Raw genomic sequence first — 21340 nt, 5'->3', positions numbered from 1 at the left:
CCTGACGGGAGGGGAAAGCCGAGGGGGCCCGGTCCACGGACCGGGCCCCCTTGAAGAAGAAGGTTCTTGAAGAAGCAGCCTCAGAAGAAGACACCGCACCTCAGCAGCACGTTCGCGTACGGCCGTGCCTCGCCCGTGCGGACGATCAGCCGGGCCCCGGCCGACAGCTCCTTGAGCCGCTCGTGCGGGACGAGGTCCAGCGCGGGGAAGTGCCCGTCCAGCAGCGTCGACGCCGCCGGATTCGCCCGCCGCACCTCCTGCGCCGCAGTCGCCCCCTCCACCACCAGCTCGGCCAGCAGCCCCTCCAGCACCTCGGCGAACGCCGGCACCCCGGCCCGGAAGGCGAGGTCCACCACCCGGGGGCCGTCGGGAATGGGCATGCCCGCGTCGCACACCAGCACCCCGTCCCCATGACCCAGTTCGGCCAGCGCACCGGCGAGATGACGGTTCAGGATTCCTGCCTTCTTCACTGCGCAGCGACCTCCGCCGCCGTCGGGAAGGACGCCTGCGCGCCCTCCTTCGTCACGGTCGCCGCCCCGACCCGCGCTGCGTACGCGGCCGCCTCCGCGAGGGACTCACCCGCCCCCAGCCGGAAGGCCAGCGCGGCGGTGAACGCGTCACCCGCGCCGGTCGTGTCCACGGCGCCCACCTTCACGGACGGCACCCGCGAGACCCCCTGTGCCGAGGCGACCAGCGCCCCCTCCGCGCCCAGCGTCACCACCACCGACCGCGGGCCCTTCGCGAGCAGGATCCGCGCCCAGTCCTCCGGGCCGTCCCCGACGGCGGCCGAGCCCAGGATCACCTTCGCCTCGTGCTCGTTGACGATCAGCGGGTCACACGCCGCCAGCACCTCCTGCGGAAGGGGCCGCGGCGGCGAGGGGTTCAGCACGAACCGGCTCTCCGGCGCCAGGTTCCGTACGACCTCCACCACCGTCTCCAGCGGGATCTCCAGCTGCGCCGAGACCACCCGGGAGGCGTGGAAGAGGCTCCCGGCGGCGCTGACGTCCTCCGGGGCCAGCCGGCCGTTCGCGCCCGGCGAGACCACGATGCTGTTGTCCCCGGACGGGTCGACCGTGATCAGCGCGATGCCGGTCGGCGCGCCGCCCACCAGGACACCCACCGTGTCCACGCCGGCCGAGCGCTGCGAGTCGAGCAGCAGCCGGCCGTACGCGTCGTCGCCGACCCGGGCCAGCAGAGCCGTACGGGCCCCGAGCCGGGCGGCCGCGACCGCCTGGTTCGCGCCCTTGCCGCCCGGGTGGACGGCCAGGTCGGAGCCGAGCACGGTCTCGCCGGCACCGGGCCGGCGCTCGACACCGATCACCAGGTCGGCGTTGGCCGACCCCACGACCAGGAGGTCGTAGTCGTACATGTGTTGTCTCCCCACGTGAGTGACATGGGCGGGCGGCCCCACCAGGAGGTGGACGACCGCCCGCCGTTCCCCGATGTCAGCCGCTGAACCCGGCCACGTTCTCCTTCGTGACGACCTTCACCGGCACCTTCACCGTCTCCTCGACCTCCTTGCCCTGGAGGGCCTTCAGGGCGTTGTCCACGGCGATCTTCCCGAGCTGGGACGGCTGCTGCGCCACGGACGCGTACAGCGTGCCGCCCTCGACCGCCTTCAGTCCGTCAGGCGTGCCGTCGAAGCCGACCACGGAGACCGACGTGCCGGCCTTGGAGCCCAGGGCCTTGATCGCGCCGAGCGCCATCTCGTCGTTGGCGGCGATCACGCCCTGGACGTCCGGGTGGGCCTGGAGCAGGTTCGACATCACGTCGAGGCCCTTGGTGCGGTCGAAGTCGGCGGGCTGCTGGGCGACGACCTGGATGCCCGGGTAGGCCTTGAGGCCGTTCGCGAAGCCCTGGGCGCGCTCACGGGCGGCCGAGGTGCCGGCCTGGCCCTGGAGAATCACGATCTTGCCCTTGCCGCCCAGCTTGTCGGCGATGGTCCTGGCCGCGAGTTCACCGCCGGCGATGTTGTCGGAGGCGACGAGAGTGTCCACCGCCGCCTTGTTGACGGTCCGGTCCACGGCGATGACCGGGATCTTCGCCTGGTCGGCGGCCTTCACCGAGTTGCTCGCCGCGTCCGAGTCGACCGGGTTGACGATGATCGCGCCGAGCCCGGAACTGGTGAAGTTCTGCAGCTGGTTGGCCTGCTGGGAGGCGTCGTTCTGTGCGTCCGTGACGGTCAGGTCCACGCCCAGCTTCTCCGCCTCGGCCTGGGCGCCCGCCCGGATCTGCACGAAGAAGGGGTTGTTGAGGGTGGACAGCGACAGGCCCATCTTCGGGGTGCTCGCCGAGGAGGAGCCGTTGTGCAGGAAGGACGTGGCGCCGACGATCGCGACGGTGACGACGGCCGCGAGCGCGTACGTCGCCGCCTGCCGGCCCCTGCCGCCGCCGGTGCCGGCCGCGACCGGGGTCGCCCCGGCCTTGCGGCGCGCGGTGTCGAGCAGCACGGCCAGCGCGATGACGACGCCGATGACGACCTGCTGCCAGAACGCCGACACGTTCAGCAGGTTCAGCCCGTTGCGCAGCACGGCCAGGATCAGCGCGCCGATGAGCGTGCCGGACGCCTTGCCGGTGCCGCCCGCGAGGGAGGCGCCGCCGATGACGACGGCGGCGATGGCGTCCAGTTCGTAGCCGTCGGCGGCCTGCGGCTGCGCGGAGGACAGCCGGGCGGCGAGGACGACACCGGCGACGGCGGCGAAGACGCCCGAGAAGGCGTAGATCGCGAGCTTCTGCTGCTTCACGCGCAGCCCGGACAGCCGCGCGGCCTCCTCGTTGCCGCCGATCGCGTACATCGAGCGGCCGATGTACGTCCGGCCGAGCACGAACGCGGCGATCAGGCCCATGACGACCATCACCAGGACCGGCACCGGCAGCCAGCCGCCGAGCGTGTCCCCGAGGTGGGAGACCGAGTCGGGGAAGGGGATCGGGGAGCCCTCGGAGATGACGAGGGACAGACCGCGGGCCACCGACAGCAGGGCCAGCGTCGCGATGAACGGCGGCAGCTTGCCGTAGGAGATCAGGATGCCGTTGACCAGGCCGCACGCGACACCGGTCGCCAGGGCGAGGAGGACGGCGAGGAACACGGGGACGCCCGCCGAGGTGGCGCTCCACGCGAGGACCGTGGCCGACAGCGCGGCGACCGAGCCGACCGACAGGTCGATGCCCGCCGAGACGATCACGAAGGTCACGCCGAAGGCGAGGATCGCGGTGACGGCCGCCTGCACGCCGACGTTCAGGAGGTTGTCCGTCGTCAGGAAGTCGCCGGACAGCGCCGCCATCGCGACGACGAGGACGATGAGGGCGCTGAGCGCGCCGTTGTCGAGCAGGAGGCGGCGCAGGCCGCCCGTGGCGCCACTCGCGCCCGTGGTGCTCTTGAGCGTGTCAGTGGCCACGGGAGGCCTCCGTTCCGGTCGTAGTCGTGCTCGTGCTCGTGGTCGTCGGAGTGCTGACGGCGAGTGCCATCACGGCGTCCTGGCTCGCCTCGTCGGCGGAGAGTTCGCCGGCGATCCGGCCCTGCGCCATCACCAGCACCCGGTCGCTCATGCCGAGCACCTCGGGCAGATCGCTGGAGATCATCAGGACGGCCGCGCCGGCGGCGGTGAGTTCGTTGACGAGCTGGTAGATCTCGACCTTGGCGCCGACGTCGATACCGCGCGTCGGCTCGTCGAGGATCAGCACCTTGGTGTCGGCGAGCAGCCACTTGCCGATGACGACCTTCTGCTGGTTGCCGCCGGAGAGGGTGCGCACCTGCTGGCCGAGTCCCGCCATCCGCACCCCGAGCTGCCCCGCGATCCGCTCGGCGGCCTCGCGCTGCCCCTTGAGGTCGACGAGCCCCGCGCGCGTGGCGGACCGCAGCGTCACCAGACCGAGGTTCTCCTCGACCGACGCGTCCAGCACCAGGCCCTGGCCCTTGCGGTCCTCCGGGATGAGCCCGATGCCCGCGGTCATCGCCGCATTGACGTCGTACTTGGGGAGGGAGGAACCGCCGACCTTCACGGCCCCCTTGTCGTACGGATCCGCCCCGAACACGGCCCGGACGACCTCCGTACGGCCGGCGCCGACCAGCCCCGCGATGCCGACGACCTCACCGGCGTGCACCTCGAAGCTGACGTCGTGGAAGACACCGTCGCGGGTGAGTCCCTCGACGGACAGCAGGGCGGCACCGCGGCCGGCCCGCTCGCGCGGATACTGCTGCTCGATCGACCGCCCCACCATGAGCCGTACGAGCTCGTCCTCGGGCGTGGAGGCCGGGACCTGCCCGACGCTCCGGCCGTCCCGGAGGACCGTCACCCGGTCACCCAGGGCGGCGATCTCCTCCAGGTGATGTGTGATGAAGACGATGCCGACGCCGTCCTCGCGCAGCGTGCGCACGATCGCGAAGAGCTTCTCGACCTCCTCGGAGGTGAGCACGGCGGTCGGCTCGTCCATGATGAGCACCCGCGCGTCGAGGCTGAGCGCCTTGGCGATCTCGACCATCTGCAGGCGCGCGATGCCGAGTTCGCGCACCCGCGCGCGGGGCGACACGTTCACGCCCACGCGCGCGAGGAGGACCTCGGCGTCGGCCTCCATCCGCTTGCGGTCGATCACCCCGAACCGGCGCGGCTGCCGCCCCAGGAAGAGGTTCTCGGCGACCGTCAGATCCGGAACGAGGTTGAACTCCTGGTAGATGGTGGCGATCCCGAGCCGCTCGGAGTCCTGCGCACCCTGGATGCGCACCTCCTCGCCGCCGGCCAGGATCCGCCCGGCGTCGGGCGTGTAGGCGCCGGAGAGCATCTTGATGAGGGTGCTCTTGCCCGCGCCGTTCTCACCGAGCAGCACATGCACCTCGCCCCGGCGCAGGTCGAAGTCCACGCCGTCCAGCGCGACCACACCCGGGAAGGTTTTCCGTATGCCCTCGATGCGCAGCAACTCGTCCGGGTTGCTCACGTCGTGCTCCTTTGCACTGGGGAGGGGGACTCGCCGCACGAGCGGCGTACGACGAGGCGGGCGGGGAGGGTGACGGACTCGCCGGGCCGCCCCTCGATGCGGTCGACCAGGGCCCGTACGGCGGCCCGGCCCAGCTCGCCCGTGGGCTGGGCGATCGCGGTGACCGGCGGATCGGTGTGCACGAACCACGGGATGTCGTCGAACGCGGCCAGCGCGATGTCGTCCGGCACGCGCAGTCCACGCGCGCGTACGGCGTCCAGCGCGCCGAGCGCCATCAGGTTGTCGGCCGCGAACACGACCTCGGGCGGCTCGGCCAGGTCGAGGAACCCCTCGGTGACCCGGCGCCCGCTCTCGGCCTGGAAGTCGCCCTGGCCCGTGTAGGCCGCGGGGAGGTCGAGCCCGTGCTCCCGGAGAGCCTCCCTGAAGACCTCCACGCGCTCGCGTCCGGTCGTGGTCGCCGCCGGACCCGCGATGATCGCGACCCGCCGGTGCCCGAGCCCGTACAGATGCGCCACGAGATCCCGCACGGCGGCCCGGCCGTCCGCCCGGACCACCGGCACGTCCACGCCCGGGATCCACCGGTCCACGAACACCATGGGCGTCCCCGCCCGGGCCGCGTCCAGCATCAGCGGCGAGCCACCGTCCGTGGGGGAGACGAGCAGCCCGTCGATCCGCCGGTCCAGCAGGTTGCGCACGTGGTGGTCCTGGAGGTCGGGCCGCTCGTCGGCGTTGCCGATGATGACGCTGTAGCCGAGCGCGCGGGCCTCCTCCTCGACGGAGCGGGCCAGTTCGGTGAAGTACGGGTTCAGTACGTCGCTGATGACCAGGCCGAGGGTGTGGGTCTGGTCGGTGCGCAGGGAGCGGGCGACGGCGTTCGGGCGGTAGCCCAGGGACTCGACGGCGGCCAGCACGCGGGTGCGTGCGTCGGCGCTGACCGACGGGTGGTCGTTCAGGACGCGCGAGACCGTGGCGACGGATACGCCGGCCTCGGCAGCGACGTCCTTGATGCTGGCCACCGCCGCTCCACCTCCTCGTGGAATCGATTACATCGACCTGGATGGAATCGATTACACGTCGGTAAATCAAGACCCCGAGGGCACCTCTTGACCGGATCGTGATGTCGCGGGGTGCTGCCCGGCGGTTCAGGGTGGAGGGAGGGGGTCCGTTGTCGCGAGGTCCCTGAACGGGCCGGAGCGGAGGATTCATGACGGCGGCGACCCGGAACGACGTACCCGTCGCGCTCGAAAGCGACGGCGTGGAGGTACGCACCATGCCGATCGGGGGCGACATGTCGGTCAGCTACATCAGCCTGCCCCGGGGCACGGACATGGGCCCGGCCCTCGAGGGCCTGCCCGGCGACGCGTGCCAGGTCCCCCACTGGGGCTTTCTGCTGAAGGGCCGGATCAGGATGCGCACGGCCTCCGGCGAGGAGGAGTACGAGGCGGGACAGGCGTACTACTGGGGGCCCGGTCATGTCCCGGTCGCCCTGGAGGACAGCGAGTTCGTGGAGTTCTCCCCGAACGAGGACTTCCGGCAGGTGATCGAGCACGTGGTCGCGCAGGCGGGGTGAGCCGGAGGAAATCGGGCCACCGATGAGTTTCGCCGGCCCGGGCGGTCCAACCCTCGTCGACCACCACGGGCATCGACGACCACAGGCATCGACCACCCCTCAGGAGGAGCGCCGTGTCCCAGCAGCAGCTACTGCGCGTGCAGAACTTCAACGTCTCGAGCGACGGATTCGGTGCCGGTGAGCACCAGACCTTGGAGCGGCCCTTCGGGCACGCCGACCCGGGGCAGATGTTCGCCTGGGCCGGCGCCACGGCGAGCTGGCCCAATCGCACCGACCCCGGCGGGAGCCGCGGTCTCGACGACTACTTGACGCGCGACTTCGCGCACAACATCGGCGCCGAGATCATGGGCCGCAACAAGTTCGGCCCCCAGCGCGGCCCCTGGCAGGACTACGAGTGGCAGGGCTGGTGGGGCGAGGAACCCCCGTTCCACACGCCGGTGTTCGTCATGACCCACCACGAACGCCCCTCGTTCACCCTGTCCGACACGACGTTCCACTTCGTCGGCGGCGAGCCGGCCGCGGTCCTCGAACAGGCCCGGGAGGCCGCCCAGGGCAAGGACGTCCGGCTCGGCGGCGGAGCCACGATCATCCGGGAGTTCCTCGAAGCCGACCTGGTGGACACCCTCCATGTCGCGGTCTCGCCGCTGAAGCTCGGATCCGGTTCACGGCTCTGGGAGTCGCCGGAGGAGCTGTTCGACCGGTTCCACTGCGATGTCGTGCCGAGTCCGAGCGGGGTGACGCATCACCTGTTCTGGCGGAAGTGACGGCAGATCAGTCGCGTCCGCCCCAGTCCAGACGGTCGGCCAGCCCCGCGGCGGTGAAAGCCGCCGCCAACTCCTCGCGCCCTTCGGTGAAGTGGGCCCAGCTGTCGTAGTGCACGGGGACCACGCGGCGGGCGCCGAGGATGCGCGCGGCCTCGGCGGCCATGGCGCTGTCCAGAACGATGACCTCGTTGTCGAAGAGGACGGAGAAGCGGGGAGCGCCCGCGAAGAGCACGGCGGTGTCGACGGGCGCGAAGCGGCCGGCGATCTCGCGGACCGCTTCGAGGGAGGCGTTGTCGCCGCTGACGTAGACGGTGGGCAGGCCCTCGCCGGTCAGGACGAACCCGACGACCTGGCCGGTGACCGGCTCGACCTCCTCGCGGGGGCCGGGGCCGTGCACGGCGGGGACACCGGTCACGGTGACCGTGCCACCGTCGGGGCGCTCCACCTCGACGGACTCCCAGTCGGCCAGGCCCCTGACCTTCTCTCCCAGGCTCTCGCCCAGGCGCTCGCCGCCGCCGGGCGTGGTCAGGGTCAGCGGTACGCCGGCGAGGAGGGCCCGGCCGGAGGTGTCGAGGTTGTCGGCGTGCTCGTCGTGGGAGAGCAGCACCACGTCGACGCGGCCGAGGTCGGCGGGGCTGGTGGTGGAGGGCGCGGTCTTGGTCAGGAACCGGCCGTCACCGCGGGGGTAGTCACCGGGGCCGTCGAAGGTCGGGTCGGTCAGGAAGCGCAGGCCGCCGTACTCGAAGAGGGCGGTCGGACCGCCGAAGACGCGGACGGGGAAGGGCGCGGTCGGCGGAGAAAGGGCAGACATCAAAAACCTCACGGATAGATGTGTTCGAACCGTGAGATGAACGTACCCGCTCCTCACGGATACGCGCAAGCCGTACCATGAGAAGCATGGAAGAGTTCGTGACCGGACAGCCCGCCCCGCCGCCCGCACAGGGCGAGGAGGAACACCCCTCCCTCGCCCTCGTCAACAGCGCGATCACCCTGCCCGGCGGGCACACGGTCGACCTCCTGGGTACCCCCGACCAGGCGAACCACTGGCTCACCCGGCGCGGCCTCGCCCCGGTCGACGCCGGCATGCGGGAGGTGTGCGCGACCCAGCTGCGCTCCTTGCGCGAACAGATCAGGTCGCTGTTCGCCGCCCGCGCGGAAGGCCTGCCCGCCCTCCCCGCGGCCGTGGCCGCCGTCAACGACGCGATGACCCGGGTCCCCACGGCCCCGCTGCTGCGGTGGGACGACAAGACCGGCCCCTACCGCACGGCCCCCCACCCCACCACCGCGATCGTCGACCTGGCCCTGGCCAGCCTCGCCGCCGACGCCGCCGACCTGCTCACGTCCCCCGACGCCGAACGCCTCACCGCCTGCGGCTCCCCGCCCTGCAACCGCTACCTGCTCCGCCACGGCCGCCGCCAGTGGTGCTCCACCCGCTGCGGCGACCGCGCCCGCGCGGCCCGGGCGTATGCCCGCCGCAGCAGCTCGCGGTGACGGTGTGGGACGGTTCGACCATGACCAGCGACTACGACCGTCTCCGTAACGGCATCGAGTTCATGACCGCCTACGTCTCCGGCAACGACCTGCTGACGGCCTACGTGACAGAACGACGGCGCGAGGACCCCATGGCGACCGAGGCCCTCATGGACGGCGCGGCGGCCCTCTGCGCCCTGCTGCTGCGCAAGATGGCCCGGGACACCGGGAAGACCGAGCACGAGCTCCTCCAGGAACTGGCCCGCGGCACCCACCGGCACGAGCAGCGGTCTGAAGAGTGACGCTGCTCCCTGGCCGGAGTCATGGCGACGGTGCGAGCCGCGCCCCTCTGCTCTCCGCCACCCGCTTCACGTCCCGCAGGGACTCGGTGAGCCGCAGGGCCAGATAGTGCAGCTCCACGCTTGTCACGCGACGTTCCGCGAGGAGCGCGTCGGCGTGGCCGAGCAGATCGTCCGCCATGCCGAGCTGGACGTCCTCGATGTCGTCGGCGAGACGCGAGACGTACCCCGTCCCATCGCCCACGAGGTAGCACGGCCTGCCCTCGACCGTCGTCCAGGGCAGCAGCCGCCCGGCCATCGCTTGCTCATCCGTCATGCCTGCTCGCCTTCCGACCTGCGGTGACTGCGTTCTGTGGTGAAGCACTCACAGAGTGGGGTCGGCGCTGGCTGCGCTGCCAGGGGTGGGAGCTTGACATCGCGCTTGTCAAGAAGAGGAGTTGGCCGCATGGACGACCGTCGTACGCCTCGAACACTGCGGGAGAAGTACGGGGAGGAGCTGAGGCTGCGGCGGACTGCGGCCGGCCTCACCCAGGAGGAACTGAGCGACCAGGTCGTGCGTTCTCCCACGCTGATCAGCCACTTCGAGGCCGGGAGGCGCCTTCCGAAGCCGGACGACGCGCAGCGGATCGACCGGGTGCTGGGGACGGACGGGTTCTTCGCGCGGTGGCTGGAGGACTTGGAGTCGAAGTACACCGACCACTTCGCAGCCGTGGCCGAGCTTGAGCAACTGGCCGTATTGATCCAGCAGTTCGCGCTTTCGCTGGTCCCCGGAGTGCTTCAGACCGACGACTACGCACGGGCCCTCTTCCGTGCCTACCGGCCGAACCACACGCCCGAGGAACTTGACGAGCTCGTTGTCATCCGAACAGAGCGCCGACGAATCCTCGACGGGCCGGCGCCTCCTGTGGTCTGGACCCTGCTCGACGAGGCGGTCCTCCGGCGTTGCGTCGGCGGGCCGCAGGTCATGGCTGAGCAGCTCCACAAATCGCGGACATGGCCGAGTCGGGACGACTGCGCTTGCATGTCCTTCCGTACAGCGTGGGGGCACACGCGCTCATGCAGAGTCTGCTCACGCTCATGACGTTCGAGGACTCGGCCCCGGTGGCCTACGTCGAGGGCTTCCAGACCGGGAACCTGATGGATGATCCAGCCCTGGTGAGCGCCTGCCAGACCGCCTACTCTCTGGCCCTGAGCGACGCGTTGTCGCAGCAGGAGTCACTGGCCCTCGTCAGGGCGGCAGCGGAGGAACACGCGCATGGTCACCACTGAAAGCAGCATCACCGGCTGGTACAAGTCCAGCTACAGCGGCGGCGATCAAGGAGAGTGCCTCGAAGTCGCCCGCGACCACCCCGGCGTCCCCGTCCGCGACAGCAAAACCACCCCCGGCCCCACCCTGGTCTTCTCCACCCACGGCTGGGCGGCGTTCGTGACGGCCGTCAAGGAAGGCCACATAAAGGCCTGACTGTCGTACCTCGGCGGTACGGTCGGATCATGCCCAACCAGACGGGAACCCCCGCCGGCGAACGGCGACTCGCCGTGCTCGAAGGCGTTCTCGAGCGGATCACGTACGCGAACGAGGAGAACGGCTACACGGTCGCCCGGGTCGACACCGGCAGAGGCGGCGGTGATCTGCTCACGGTCGTCGGCGCGCTGCTCGGTGCCCAGGTCGGGGAGTCCCTGCGCATGGAGGGCCGCTGGGGCTCGCATCCCCAGTACGGCAAGCAGTTCCACGTGGAGAACTACACGACCGTCCTGCCGGCCACCGTCCAGGGCATCCGCCGCTACCTCGGCTCCGGCCTGGTCAAGGGCATCGGCCCGGTCTTCGCCGACCGCATCACGCAGCACTTCGGGCTGGACACCCTCCAGATCATCGAGGAGGAGCCCAAGCGGCTCATCGAGGTCCCCGGCCTCGGGCCCAAGCGGACGAAGAAGATCGCCGACGCCTGGGAGGAGCAGAAGGCGATCAAGGAGGTCATGCTCTTCCTCCAGACGGTGGAGGTGTCCACGTCCATCGCGGTGCGGATCTACAAGAAGTACGGCGACGCGTCCATCTCCGTCGTGAAGAACCAGCCCTACCGGCTCGCCGCCGACGTCTGGGGCATCGGCTTCCTCACCGCCGACAAGATCGCCCAGTCCGTCGGCATCCCGCACGACAGCCCGGAGCGCGTCAAGGCCGGCCTGCAGTACGCGCTGTCGCAGTCCACCGACCAGGGCCACTGCTTCCTCGCGGAGGAGCAGCTGATCAAGGACGCGGTCAAGCTCCTCCAGGTCGACACGGGCCTGGTCATCGAGTGCCTCGCCGAGCTGGCCGAATCCGCGGAGGACGGCGAGGACCCCGGCGTCGTACGGGAGAAGGTCCCGGGCCCGGACGGCGGCGAGCCCGTCACCGCGATCTACCTCGTCCCCTTCCACCGCGCCGAACTCTCCCTCTCCGCCCAGCTGCTGCGCCTCCTGCGCACCGACGAGGACCGGATGCCGGGCTTCCGGGCGGTGGCCTGGGACAAGGCCCTCGGCTGGCTGAGAACACGCACCGGCGCCGATCTCGCCCCCGAGCAGGAGGCCGCCGTCAAGCTCGCGCTGACCGAGAAGGTCGCCGTCCTCACCGGCGGCCCCGGCTGCGGCAAGTCCTTCACGGTCCGCTCCATCGTGGAGCTGGCCCGCGCCAAGAAGGCGAAGGTCGTGCTCGCCGCCCCGACCGGCCGGGCCGCCAAGCGCCTGTCCGAGCTCACCGGCGCCGAGGCCTCCACGGTCCACCGCCTGCTGGAGCTGAAACCCGGCGGCGACGCGGCCTACGACCGGGACCGCCCGCTGGACGCCGACCTGGTGGTGGTCGACGAGGCGTCCATGCTGGACCTGCTGCTCGCCAACAAGCTGGTGAAGGCCGTGCCGCCGGGAGCCCATCTCCTCTTCGTCGGGGACGTGGACCAGCTGCCCAGCGTCGGCGCGGGCGAGGTGCTGCGCGACCTCCTGGCCGACGGGAGCCCGATCCCCGCCGTCCGCCTCACCCGGGTCTTCCGGCAGGCCCAGCAGTCGGGCGTGGTGACGAACGCGCACCGGATCAACGCCGGCCAACACCCGCTCACCGACGGCATGAAGGACTTCTTCCTCTTCGTCGAGGACGACACGGAGGAGGCGGGGCGGCTCACGGTGGACGTGGCGGCGCGGCGGATCCCGGCCAAGTTCGGCCTGGACCCCCGCCGGGACGTGCAGGTCCTCGCGCCCATGCACCGCGGCCCGGCCGGCGCGGGCACCCTCAACGGCCTGCTCCAGCAGGCCGTCACCCCCGGCCGCCCCGACCTGCCCGAGAAGAGATTCGGCGGACGGGTCTTCCGTGTCGGCGACAAGGTCACCCAGATTCGCAACAACTACGAGAAGGGCGAGAACGGCGTCTTCAACGGCACGGTGGGCGTGGTGACTTCCCTCAACCTCGACGACCAGCGGTTGACCGTGCGGACGGACGAGGACGAGGAGGTGCCGTACGAGTTCGACGAGCTGGACGAGCTGGCTCACGCCTACGCCGTGACCATCCACCGCTCCCAGGGCAGCGAGTACCCGGCGGTCGTCATCCCGGTCACCACGGGCGCCTGGATGATGCTCCAGCGCAACCTGCTCTACACGGCGGTCACCCGGGCCAAGCAGCTGGTGGTGCTGGTCGGTTCGCGCAAGGCCCTCGGCCAGGCGGTCCGTACGGTGTCCGCGGGGCGGCGGTGCACGGCGCTGGACTTCCGCCTGGCCGGGGGCCGGCTCCCGGACGGGTCACACTGACGCCGACGCGTTCACGCGCTGCCGGGAGAACGCCGCGCTCTGCTGTCGGAGTGGTCGTGGCAGGTGCAGTCGCCACGGCCGAGAAGCCCTGCCCGGTGCAGGCACTCGCGCGCCTGGACCCACGCCCACCGTGACAGGACCCGGGTCCTCGGGCCGAAGAAGCCGCTGAGCAGCACCCCCGGCGTCAGGTTGACGACCTCGTGCCACCAGTACGCGGGCACGTACAGCACATCGCCAGGCTCGAGATCCACCACGAAGAAGTCGCCGTGCTCCCGCCCGGCTGCCAGCTCCTCGGCGCCGACCAGCGACAGGCGGGCCCACGCGTCGTACTTCCGGGATTCCGCTCCGGCCCGTTTCACTGCCCCGGGGTGGGCGAGACAGAAGCGTTTCGTCCCCATGAGCTGAACGGCGAGGTTGTCCAGGAGATCGCAGTGCAAGCCGGTACGAGCGCGGGCAGGGCCGATCCATGTGGCACTCGACCTGATCGTCCCCGGGGGAAAGAGTTCGCGGCTTCTGAGGTCCGCGCGCAACCGCGGAAACTTCTTGAGAAGATCGAACTCTTTGAGATAGGTCAGTACGTGGTCCTGCGGTGCCTCGTGCGTCAGACGGCCGATGTAGGAACCAAGGGTCGACGTCGTGAACCGAGTCCTCTCGGTCTCCCTGTTTCCCGCGACCAATTGCACGGGGAGGCCGGGGTCGAGTGAGGCGAGGTACGGGAAGCTCCAATCCTTGACGGCCGGCCAACTGGCGGCTGCCGCTCGGAATACCGTGGGCGTACGCGTACGGACATGATGTGCGGGTGCTTCCTCGGAAGCGGGCAGCGGCCGGAACGTGGGCATGATCCCCCTCCCTTCAGGAATGGACAGGATCCGCTGCCCTGGGCAGTGCCAGAATCAGATCGTCTATATCGCCTCGTATCACGGCCGCATAGTCCAGTGACCGTTCGTGCGGAAAGTAGTTCTCCTTGCAGGCGACGATGCTCTGGAACCCCTTGCCGTGGTAGTAGCGCAGCTGAGGGTCGAGGGGCAGGCCGTTGCGCTGGGCGTACACGTAGTCCCCGACCGGCACCTGGGGGTTCGCGCGCTTCCAGGCATGCAGGCCGGGCAAGGGGGACCCGAGATACACCTCGTCGTATCCGAGTGCGCGGACATGGGGAAGGAAGAATCGGAAGACAGCCGTCACCGCGTCACCGTCGACGCTGCTGAGGCTGATGCCGAAGAGGGAACGTCTCGCGCTCGGAGACGGCGGCGGAGAGGGGTACGGAGAATCGGCGTGGGCGCATTCTGCCCAGGAAAGCGCCGTCCGGGCCTTTTCGGCCGTGATCGGCTTCACGAACAGCGAGGTGAGGGCTTCGCCGGTGGTGACGGAGAAAGCGCCGGCGTTGAGTTGCGGATTTTCCTCGATACGTCGGACGAGAGCCTCACGGCTACCCGACTGTTCTTCTGTCCACTTGACCTCCTCCAGCACCATGAGCTCGTCGATGTCCTCCGGCCGGAGAAGGTGCACCTCAATATCGCGGGAAGTCGGAGGGCGGTCGGATCCGTACGCGTCGATGACGAAACTCCCTTTGGCTGCGGCTGGAATGAATCTGGGGCCTGCTGAATAGTTGCATGCCGAGTGGGAGTCGGACGGAATGGATACTTTTTGTTGCGATGACATTCACTCGTGGTTGGAATTCACCGTCGCACTCCTGGGCTGTGTGACTTTTGAAGACGATCGGCTGAAGTCGTGAAGGGTAGGGGGAGGGTGAGCGAGGGCTGGACCTCGGGCGGGGGCGCCGGGCGTCGCCGCCCCGGGACGATGAGGTCGACCCGGCGGCCTGGCGGCGGAGCTGACCCCGGGTCAGGGCCACCACACCCCCGTCGGCACCCACGGACGGAAAAATGATCGATCAAACAAGTCGGAAAGGTCACACAGTGCTTTCCCCGGGAGGGCAGGAGGGGGCAGGATGGACAGGTTGGCGGCACTCAGTGCCGTCAATAGGCCCGATGGTCGACCCCGAGTGCACTCTCATGGGCCGAGTGGGGGATGGTAGAGACAGTCAGGGCACCTCGAAGAAGAGGCACAACGTCGGTGAGGGATGACGTGAGCGACAACTCTGTAGTACTGCGGTACGGCGACGGCGAGTACACCTACCCGGTGATCGACAGCACCGTCGGTGACAAGGGCTTCGACATCGGCAAGCTCCGCGCCCAGACCGGTCTGGTGACGCTGGACAGCGGGTACGGCAACACCGCCGCCTACAAATCCGCCATTACCTACCTGGACGGCGAAGCGGGCATCCTGCGGTACCGCGGCTACCCGATCGAGCAGCTGGCCGAGCGCTCCACCTTCCTGGAGGTCGCCTACCTGCTGATCAACGGCGAGCTGCCGACCGTCGACGAGCTCTCGTCGTTCAAGAACGACATCACGCAGCACACCCTGCTGCACGAGGACGTCAAGAACTTCTACAAGGGCTTCCCGCGCGACGCCCACCCGATGGCCATGCTGTCCTCGGTCGTCTCGGCGCTGTCCACGTTCTACCAGGACAGCCACAACCCGTTCGACGAGCGCCAGCGCAACCTCTCCACGATCCGTCTGCTCGCCAAGCTCCCGACGATCGCGGCGTACGCGTACAAGAAGTCGATCGGCCACCCGTTCGTCTACCCGCGCAACGACCTGGGTTACGTGGAGAACTTCCTCCGCATGACCTTCTCGGTCCCCGCGCAGGAGTACGAGCTGGACCCGACCGTGGTCTCCGCGCTCGACAAGCTGCTGATCCTGCACGCGGACCACGAGCAGAACTGTTCGACCTCCACGGTCCGCCTGGTCGGCTCCTCGCAGGCGAACATGTTCGCGTCGATCTCCGCCGGCATCAACGCCCTGTGGGGCCCGCTGCACGGCGGTGCCAACCAGTCCGTGCTGGAGATGCTGGAGGGCATCCGCGACTCCGGCGGCGATGTCGACAACTTCATCCGCAAGGTGAAGAACAAGGAGGACGGCGTCCGCCTGATGGGCTTCGGCCACCGGGTCTACAAGAACTTCGACCCGCGCGCCAAGATCATCAAGGCCGCCGCGCACGACGTGCTGTCCGCCCTCGGCAAGTCCGACGAGCTGCTGGACATCGCGCTGAAGCTGGAGGAGCACGCGCTCTCCGACGACTACTTCGTCTCGCGCAGCCTCTACCCGAACGTCGACTTCTACACCGGCCTGATCTACCGGGCCATGGGCTTCCCGACCGAGATGTTCACGGTCCTGTTCGCCCTCGGCCGGCTGCCGGGCTGGATCGCCCAGTGGCACGAGATGATCAAGGAGCCGGGCTCCCGCATCGGCCGCCCGCGCCAGATCTACACGGGCGTCGTCGAGCGCGACTTCGTGCCCGTCGAGGAGCGCTGAGGCGTCGTAGTGCCGCTCGGCCCCCGTATCCGCGCTTGTGCGGGTGCGGGGGCTCTTGCGTGGGTGCGGGGCGAGCAGGCCGCGAGCAGGCCCGAGGGGCCGAGAGGCAGAAAAGAAGGCGCCCTGTCGCCGGTCCCCCCACGGGCCGACGACCAGGGCGCCTTCCCAGTCCCGGTGCGGATTCCCCCCACGGGATCCGGCCGGGCGTCTGTGAGGACAGCGCCTGAATCGCTGTGAGCACAACGAGCAAAACTCGCCGTACTGAGGTGTGCGGTCTGCCGGGACAACGCACGACCGGGAGGGCCGCTCAAAGCTTCCCGGTGTACGTGCCCCGGCAACGCATCTCTGGAGAGGTCCCCCAAGACATCTCCAGATGCCAGGTGGCGCCCCCCAAGACGCTGCCTGACATCGTCAACTTAGACCTTCGAACCCCTTCGATGGTTACGTTCACATCACTGTGATCTGCGTCTCTTGCGTTTGTCCAGTAGATACGCAAGAGCCCGGATATGCCGCCCGGGGCCCAAGCGTAAGGATGATGCGCGCGCCTTGTGAAGAGCTTATGTGAGCCGGGCCCGGGACTCCAGAGGGGCTCATATCACGTTCGCCGCGAACTTAGGGCGAATTCGGGGGACTTCACCGGAATGTCCGGAGTCGAAGGCTGTTCGTGACGACGAAGACCGACGAGAAGGCCATCGCGGCCCCGGCGATCATCGGGTTCAGCAGTCCCGCGGCGGCCAGCGGCAGCGCGGCCACGTTGTAGCCGAAGGCCCACACGAGGTTGCCCTTGATCGTGGCCAGCGTCCGGCGGGACAGCCGGATGGCGTCCGCGGTCACCCGCAGATCGCCGCGCACCAGCGTCAGATCGCCCGCCTCGATCGCCGCGTCCGTGCCGGTGCCCATGGCCAGGCCCAGGTCGGCGGTGGCGAGCGCCGCCGCGTCGTTGACGCCGTCGCCCACCATGGCGACGACCCGCCCCTCGGCCTGCAACCGCCGTACGGCCTCGACCTTGTCCTCGGGCAGGACCTCCGCGATCACCCGGTCGATCCCGACGGCCTTCGCCACCGCATCGGCCACCGCCCGGTTGTCCCCGGTCAGCAGCACCGGCGTGAGTCCCAGTGCGCGCAGCTCGCGCACCGCCTCCGCGCTGGTCTCCTTGACCGCGTCCGCCACGGCCAGGACGGCCTTCGCCGTGCCGTCCCAGCCGACCACGACGGCCGTACGGCCGGCCCGCTCGGCCTCGTCCCGCGCGCGGGCCAGCTCCGGCGGTACGTCGTCGAAGAGCCGCCCCACGGCGACCTCACGGCCCTCCACGAGCCCCCGCACGCCCCGCCCGGGGACGTTCTCGAAGTGCTCGACGTCCGGGAGCTGTCCGGCCCTCTCCGCGGCGCCCAGCGCGATCGCCCGGGCCACGGGGTGCTCGGAGGCGTGCTCGACGGCGCCCGCGAGCCGCAGCACCTCCTTCTCGTCGGCGCCCTCGGTGACATGGACCTCCTGGAGGGTCATCCGGCCCGTGGTGACCGTGCCGGTCTTGTCCAGGACGACCGTGTCGATCCGGCGCGTGGACTCCAGGACCTCCGGGCCCTTGATGAGGATGCCGAGCTGGGCGCCGCGGCCCGTGCCGACCATCAGCGCGGTCGGGGTGGCCAGGCCCAGCGCGCACGGGCAGGCGATGATCAGGACCGCGACGGCGGCGGTGAACGCGGCGACGCCGTCGCCGGTCAGGCCGAGCCACACCCCGGCCGTGGCGGCGGCGATCAGCAGGACCACCGGCACGAAGACCCCGGCGATCCGGTCGGCGAGCCGCTGCACCTCGGCCTTGCCGTTCTGCGCGTCCTCCACCAGCTTCGCCATCCGCGCGAGCTGGGTGTCGGCGCCGATCCGGGTGGCCTCGACGACGAGCCGGCCGCCCGCGTTGACCGTCGCCCCGGTGACCGCGTCCCCGGCCGTCACGTCCACCGGCACCGACTCGCCGGTCAGCATCGAGGCGTCCACCGCCGAGACGCCCTCGACGACCGTGCCGTCGGTGGCGATCTTCTCGCCGGGCCGTACGACGAACCGGTCGCCGACGGTCAGGCGCTGCGCCGGGATCCGCACCTCGCGCCCGTCCCGCAGCACGGCCACCTCCTTGGCGCCCAGTTCCAGCAGCGCCTTGAGGGCCGCTCCCGCACGGCGCTTGGAACGGGCCTCCAGGTAGCGGCCCAGCAGGATGAACGCCGTGACGCCGGAGGCGACCTCCAGATAGATCGAGGAGGCGCCGTCGCCGCGCGAGACCGTGAGCTCGAAGGGGTGCCGCATGCCGGGCATGCCCGCGTCGCCGAGGAACAGGGCCCACAGGGACCAGCCGAACGCGGCCAGCGTGCCGAGGGAGACCAGCGTGTCCATGGTGGCGGCGCCGTGCCGGGCGTTCGTCCAGGCCGCCCGGTGGAAGGGCAGCCCGCCCCAGACGACGACCGGTGCGGCGAGGGTGAGTGAGAGCCACTGCCAGTTGTCGAACTGGAGGGCCGGAATCATGGCCAGCAGGATCACGGGCACCGCGAGGGCGGCGGAGACGGCGAGGCGGCGGCGCAGGGCCGACAGCTCGGGGTCCTCCCCGGCGGCGTGCGTGCCCTCTGCGTCGGGCTCCTCGCGCGCGGGCGCGGGCTCCTCGGCGGTGTACCCGGTCTTCACCACGGTCGCGATGAGGTCGGCGACCTCGGTGCCCGCGGGGTAGGTGACCCGGGCCTTCTCCGTCGCGTAGTTCACCGTGGCGGTGACGCCGTCCATGCGGTTGAGCTTCTTCTCGACGCGGGCCGCGCAGGAGGCGCAGGTCATCCCGCCGATGAGCAGCTCGACCTCGGCGAGCGCCGGCTCGCGGCCGGCCGGCGCCTTGGCGGTGGTGCTGGTCATGTCCGTACTCCAGGTGATGCGGGGCGCCCGGGAAGCGGGACGGGCCGTACGGGCCGGGGGCGGCGGCGTACGGCCCGTACGTCGGTACGAGTGCCAGGGCCGGGGTGACTCAGACCTGTGCGTCTCGTGCTCTCGGAACCGGTCAGGCCTTCCCGGCCAGTTCAAAACCGGCCTCGTCGACGGCCGCGCGCACGGCCGCGTCGTCGAGCGGGGCGGCGGAGACGACGGTGACCTCGCCGGTCGAGGCGACGGCCGTCACCGAACTGACGCCGGAGATCTCGGAGATCTCGCCGGAGACGGCGCCCTCGCAGTGTCCGCAGCTCATGCCGCTCACCTTGTAGACGGTGGTGACGGGGCCCGTGGTGTCGGTCTGGGCGGTCATCTCGTTACTCCTCGTCGAGGCGTGTGGTGCCATGGGGACCCTTGGGGTCCGCATACCCCACTGTACCCCTAGGGGGTATTACTCCACGACTCCTTCCCGCAGGGGTCCGGACGGCACGGCCCGCACGGCACGGGCTAGCGTTCCCCGAGACGCTGACTGCTCGGGGGCGCGAGGACAACCGGCGCCGCCCCCGGGCACGAACGGAAGGCGGTAGATCATGCGGGCCGTTGTGTTCGAGCGGTACGGGGAGCCGGCCGAGGTGCGGGACGTCGCCGATCCGGAGCCGGCGGAGCACGGGGTCGTGGTGCGGGTCGAGGCCACGGGGCTGTGCCGCAGCGACTGGCACGGCTGGCAGGGCCACGACCCGGACATCACGCTGCCGCATGTGCCCGGGCATGAACTCGCCGGGGTCGTCGAGGCGGTGGGCGACCGGGTGACCCGCCGGCGGCCCGGCGACCGGGTCACCGTGCCGTTCATCTGCGCCTGCGGCACCTGCCCGTCCTGCGCGGCGGGCGACCACCAGGTGTGCGAGCGGCAGACGCAGCCCGGCTTCTCGCACTGGGGCTCCTTCGCCCAGTACGTGGCCCTGGACCACGCCGACGTCAACCTCGTGGCGCTCCCCGGGGAACTGTCCTTCGCGACGGCGGCCTCCCTGGGCTGCCGGTTCGCCACGGCGTACCGGGCGGTGGTGCGGCAGGGCCGGGTCGCGGCGGGGGAGTGGGTCGCGGTGCACGGCTGCGGCGGGGTCGGTCTCTCCGCGGTGATGATCGCGGCGGCGTCGGGCGCGCAGGTCGTGGCCGTCGACGTGTCGGCCCGGGCGCTGGACCTGGCGCGCAAGTTCGGGGCGGCGCAGTGCCTGGACGCGTCGGCCGTGCCGGACCCCGCGGCGGCGGTCCGTGACCTCACCGGCGGCGGGGCCCATCTCTCGCTGGACGCCCTCGGTTCCCCCGCCACCTGCGCCGCCTCCGTGAACGGCCTGCGCCGCCGGGGCCGGCACGTCCAGGTCGGCCTGCTGCCCTCGCCGACCGGCACGACACCCGTGCCGATGACCCGCGTGACAGCCCTGGAGCTGGAACTCCTCGGCAGCCACGGCATGGCCGCGCACGGCTACCCGCCGATGCTGGAGCTGGTCCGCGGCGGCGTCCTGCGCCCCGACCTGCTGGTGACGTCCACGATCCCGCTGGACGAGGCCCCGTCCGCCCTGGCGGCGATGGGGACGGCGTCCCCGGCGGGTGCGACGGTCATCGAGCCGTGGCGCTGATCCTTCCCCGGAGACAGCCGTGCCCCACGCGGCGGTGGGGCACGGGGCCGGGCCGGGAGGATCAGTCGGCTCGTCGGGCGCGGTTGCCGGGCCGGGACGCCACCCAGGCCCGGACGGTGTCGGCGTACCAGTAGGGCTTGCCGTTCTCGAGGTGGTCGGGCGGGGGCAGCAGGCCGTGCTTGCGGTAGGACCGCACGGTGTCCGGCTGCACCCGGATGTGTGCCGCGATCTCCTTGTAGGACCAGAGCCTTCGGTCGGTCATGAGGTGCACCTCCCCGCGCGCACCGCGGCGGTGGCCGGGACGACCGTCGGGGGAGCCGGGCGCTGCGCTGGCGATCAACAAGCCTGTGTCCGGTCAACGACGCTCCCGTGACACAGGGCAGGGCCTGTGCGCCGGATGTGACGGAAGGGTCGCGGACACGGGACACCTGTGACAGGAAGGGGGCGTTTGTGACACAGCCGGGGCACACGGGCTCGCCCGAGTTCCGGCGGGGTGCCTTGACGCGGCATCAGGCGAAGACTGGAGAACCGGGGGGGCGCGCACGGCGGACACATGCGCACGAGACCGGAAAGCGCTGTCATGATCTGGTCCGAATGTCCGGACAAAACATTGACAGGGCTTCGTGAAGGGGGCTACAA

Annotated in this window: 20 protein-coding genes and 1 pseudogene; 9 read left to right on the top strand and 12 right to left on the bottom strand. The window is 70.6% G+C overall.

Annotation, left to right across the window (positions count from 1 at the left end; genetic code table 11):
* Positions 1-80: 80 nt before the first annotated feature.
* The 5 genes from rbsD to CCL05_RS01730 all read right to left on the bottom strand — a co-directional run bounded on the left by rbsD (position 81) and on the right by CCL05_RS01730 (position 5945).
* Positions 81-470: a D-ribose pyranase gene (gene rbsD / locus CCL05_RS01750; protein WP_086558684.1), complete on the bottom strand. Its 390-nt coding sequence runs from the start codon at positions 468-470 to the stop codon at positions 81-83.
* Positions 467-1369 (bottom strand): ribokinase, encoded by a 903-nt coding sequence (locus tag CCL05_RS01745; protein ID WP_086558683.1) that lies wholly within the window; start codon positions 1367-1369, stop codon positions 467-469. Before CCL05_RS01745 ends, rbsD begins: the two co-directional genes overlap by 4 nt.
* 76 nt (positions 1370-1445) lie before the next feature.
* On the bottom strand, positions 1446-3395 hold the full coding sequence (locus tag CCL05_RS01740) for an ABC transporter permease/substrate-binding protein (RefSeq protein WP_086558682.1): 1950 nt from the start codon (positions 3393-3395) through the stop codon (positions 1446-1448).
* Complete coding sequence (locus tag CCL05_RS01735; protein WP_086558681.1) at positions 3385-4929, bottom strand: sugar ABC transporter ATP-binding protein; 1545 nt, start codon at positions 4927-4929, stop codon at positions 3385-3387. The genes CCL05_RS01740 and CCL05_RS01735 overlap by 11 nt, the downstream gene beginning before the upstream one ends.
* A complete protein-coding gene (locus CCL05_RS01730) occupies positions 4926-5945 on the bottom strand; it encodes a LacI family DNA-binding transcriptional regulator (RefSeq protein WP_086558680.1) in 1020 nt (339 codons plus the stop codon). The genes CCL05_RS01735 and CCL05_RS01730 overlap by 4 nt, the downstream gene beginning before the upstream one ends.
* Positions 5946-6133: 188 nt before the next feature.
* Between CCL05_RS01730 and CCL05_RS01725 the strand changes: the two genes are divergently transcribed.
* The gene (locus CCL05_RS01725) at positions 6134-6499 is read left to right on the top strand and encodes a cupin domain-containing protein (RefSeq protein WP_086558679.1); all 366 of its coding nucleotides are present in this window, start codon (positions 6134-6136) and stop codon (positions 6497-6499) included.
* A gap of 113 nt (positions 6500-6612) precedes the next feature.
* The gene (locus tag CCL05_RS01720) at positions 6613-7263 is read left to right on the top strand and encodes a dihydrofolate reductase family protein (RefSeq protein WP_086558678.1); all 651 of its coding nucleotides are present in this window, start codon (positions 6613-6615) and stop codon (positions 7261-7263) included.
* A gap of 7 nt (positions 7264-7270) precedes the next feature.
* Here CCL05_RS01720 and CCL05_RS01715 read toward each other — a convergent pair whose 3' ends face one another.
* Positions 7271-8074, bottom strand: coding sequence for an MBL fold metallo-hydrolase (locus CCL05_RS01715; protein WP_086558677.1), 804 nt, complete (start codon positions 8072-8074; stop codon positions 7271-7273).
* A gap of 86 nt (positions 8075-8160) precedes the next feature.
* Between CCL05_RS01715 and CCL05_RS01710 the strand changes: the two genes are divergently transcribed.
* Both CCL05_RS01710 and CCL05_RS01705 read left to right on the top strand, forming a co-directional pair.
* Positions 8161-8754: a CGNR zinc finger domain-containing protein gene (locus CCL05_RS01710; protein ID WP_086558676.1), complete on the top strand. Its 594-nt coding sequence runs from the start codon at positions 8161-8163 to the stop codon at positions 8752-8754.
* 20 nt (positions 8755-8774) lie between these two features.
* Complete coding sequence (locus CCL05_RS01705; RefSeq protein WP_086558687.1) at positions 8775-9035, top strand: hypothetical protein; 261 nt, start codon at positions 8775-8777, stop codon at positions 9033-9035.
* Positions 9036-9054: 19 nt separating this feature from the next.
* On the opposite strand, the gene CCL05_RS01700 is transcribed toward CCL05_RS01705, so the two are convergent.
* The gene (locus CCL05_RS01700; RefSeq protein WP_086558675.1) at positions 9055-9348 is read right to left on the bottom strand and encodes a hypothetical protein; all 294 of its coding nucleotides are present in this window, start codon (positions 9346-9348) and stop codon (positions 9055-9057) included.
* 129 nt (positions 9349-9477) lie between these two features.
* Here CCL05_RS01700 and CCL05_RS01695 point away from each other — a divergent pair.
* The 3 genes and pseudogenes from CCL05_RS01695 to recD2 all read left to right on the top strand — a co-directional run bounded on the left by CCL05_RS01695 (position 9478) and on the right by recD2 (position 12797).
* Positions 9478-10301 (top strand): annotated as a pseudogene (locus tag CCL05_RS01695) (helix-turn-helix domain-containing protein).
* Positions 10288-10494, top strand: a complete 207-nt coding sequence (locus CCL05_RS01690) for a DUF397 domain-containing protein (RefSeq protein WP_086558674.1) — start codon at positions 10288-10290, stop codon at positions 10492-10494. The pseudogene CCL05_RS01695 and the gene CCL05_RS01690 overlap by 14 nt, the downstream one beginning before the upstream one ends.
* A 29-nt stretch (positions 10495-10523) precedes the next feature.
* The gene (gene recD2, locus CCL05_RS01685) at positions 10524-12797 is read left to right on the top strand and encodes an SF1B family DNA helicase RecD2 (RefSeq protein ID WP_086558673.1); all 2274 of its coding nucleotides are present in this window, start codon (positions 10524-10526) and stop codon (positions 12795-12797) included.
* Positions 12798-12808: 11 nt separating this feature from the next.
* Here the strand turns inward: recD2 and CCL05_RS01680 are convergent, their stop codons facing one another.
* Positions 12809-13636, bottom strand: coding sequence for a cupin-like domain-containing protein (locus tag CCL05_RS01680; protein ID WP_086558672.1), 828 nt, complete (start codon positions 13634-13636; stop codon positions 12809-12811).
* A gap of 13 nt (positions 13637-13649) precedes the next feature.
* Positions 13650-14267, bottom strand: coding sequence for a hypothetical protein (locus CCL05_RS01675; RefSeq protein ID WP_143589799.1), 618 nt, complete (start codon positions 14265-14267; stop codon positions 13650-13652).
* Between the two features lie 615 nt (positions 14268-14882).
* On the opposite strand from CCL05_RS01675, the gene CCL05_RS01670 reads away from it, so the two are divergent.
* Positions 14883-16172: a citrate synthase gene (locus tag CCL05_RS01670; RefSeq protein ID WP_086558670.1), complete on the top strand. Its 1290-nt coding sequence runs from the start codon at positions 14883-14885 to the stop codon at positions 16170-16172.
* Positions 16173-16805: 633 nt separating this feature from the next.
* On the opposite strand, the gene CCL05_RS01665 is transcribed toward CCL05_RS01670, so the two are convergent.
* Complete coding sequence (locus CCL05_RS01665; RefSeq protein WP_086558669.1) at positions 16806-19058, bottom strand: heavy metal translocating P-type ATPase; 2253 nt, start codon at positions 19056-19058, stop codon at positions 16806-16808.
* A 142-nt stretch (positions 19059-19200) separates the two neighbouring features.
* Complete coding sequence (locus CCL05_RS01660; protein WP_086558668.1) at positions 19201-19440, bottom strand: heavy-metal-associated domain-containing protein; 240 nt, start codon at positions 19438-19440, stop codon at positions 19201-19203.
* 217 nt (positions 19441-19657) lie between these two features.
* Between CCL05_RS01660 and CCL05_RS01655 the strand changes: the two genes are divergently transcribed.
* Positions 19658-20701: a zinc-dependent alcohol dehydrogenase family protein gene (locus CCL05_RS01655; protein ID WP_086558667.1), complete on the top strand. Its 1044-nt coding sequence runs from the start codon at positions 19658-19660 to the stop codon at positions 20699-20701.
* Positions 20702-20762: 61 nt separating this feature from the next.
* On the opposite strand, the gene CCL05_RS01650 is transcribed toward CCL05_RS01655, so the two are convergent.
* Complete coding sequence (locus CCL05_RS01650; RefSeq protein ID WP_086558666.1) at positions 20763-20963, bottom strand: helix-turn-helix transcriptional regulator; 201 nt, start codon at positions 20961-20963, stop codon at positions 20763-20765.
* Positions 20964-21340 lie beyond the last annotated feature (377 nt).

This window comes from Streptomyces africanus (assembly GCF_002150735.1).
GTDB lineage: Bacteria > Actinomycetota > Actinomycetes > Streptomycetales > Streptomycetaceae > Streptomyces > Streptomyces africanus.
Note: the sequence above shows the minus strand (reverse complement) of the source record. Positions and strands in the feature narration are given on the sequence as shown.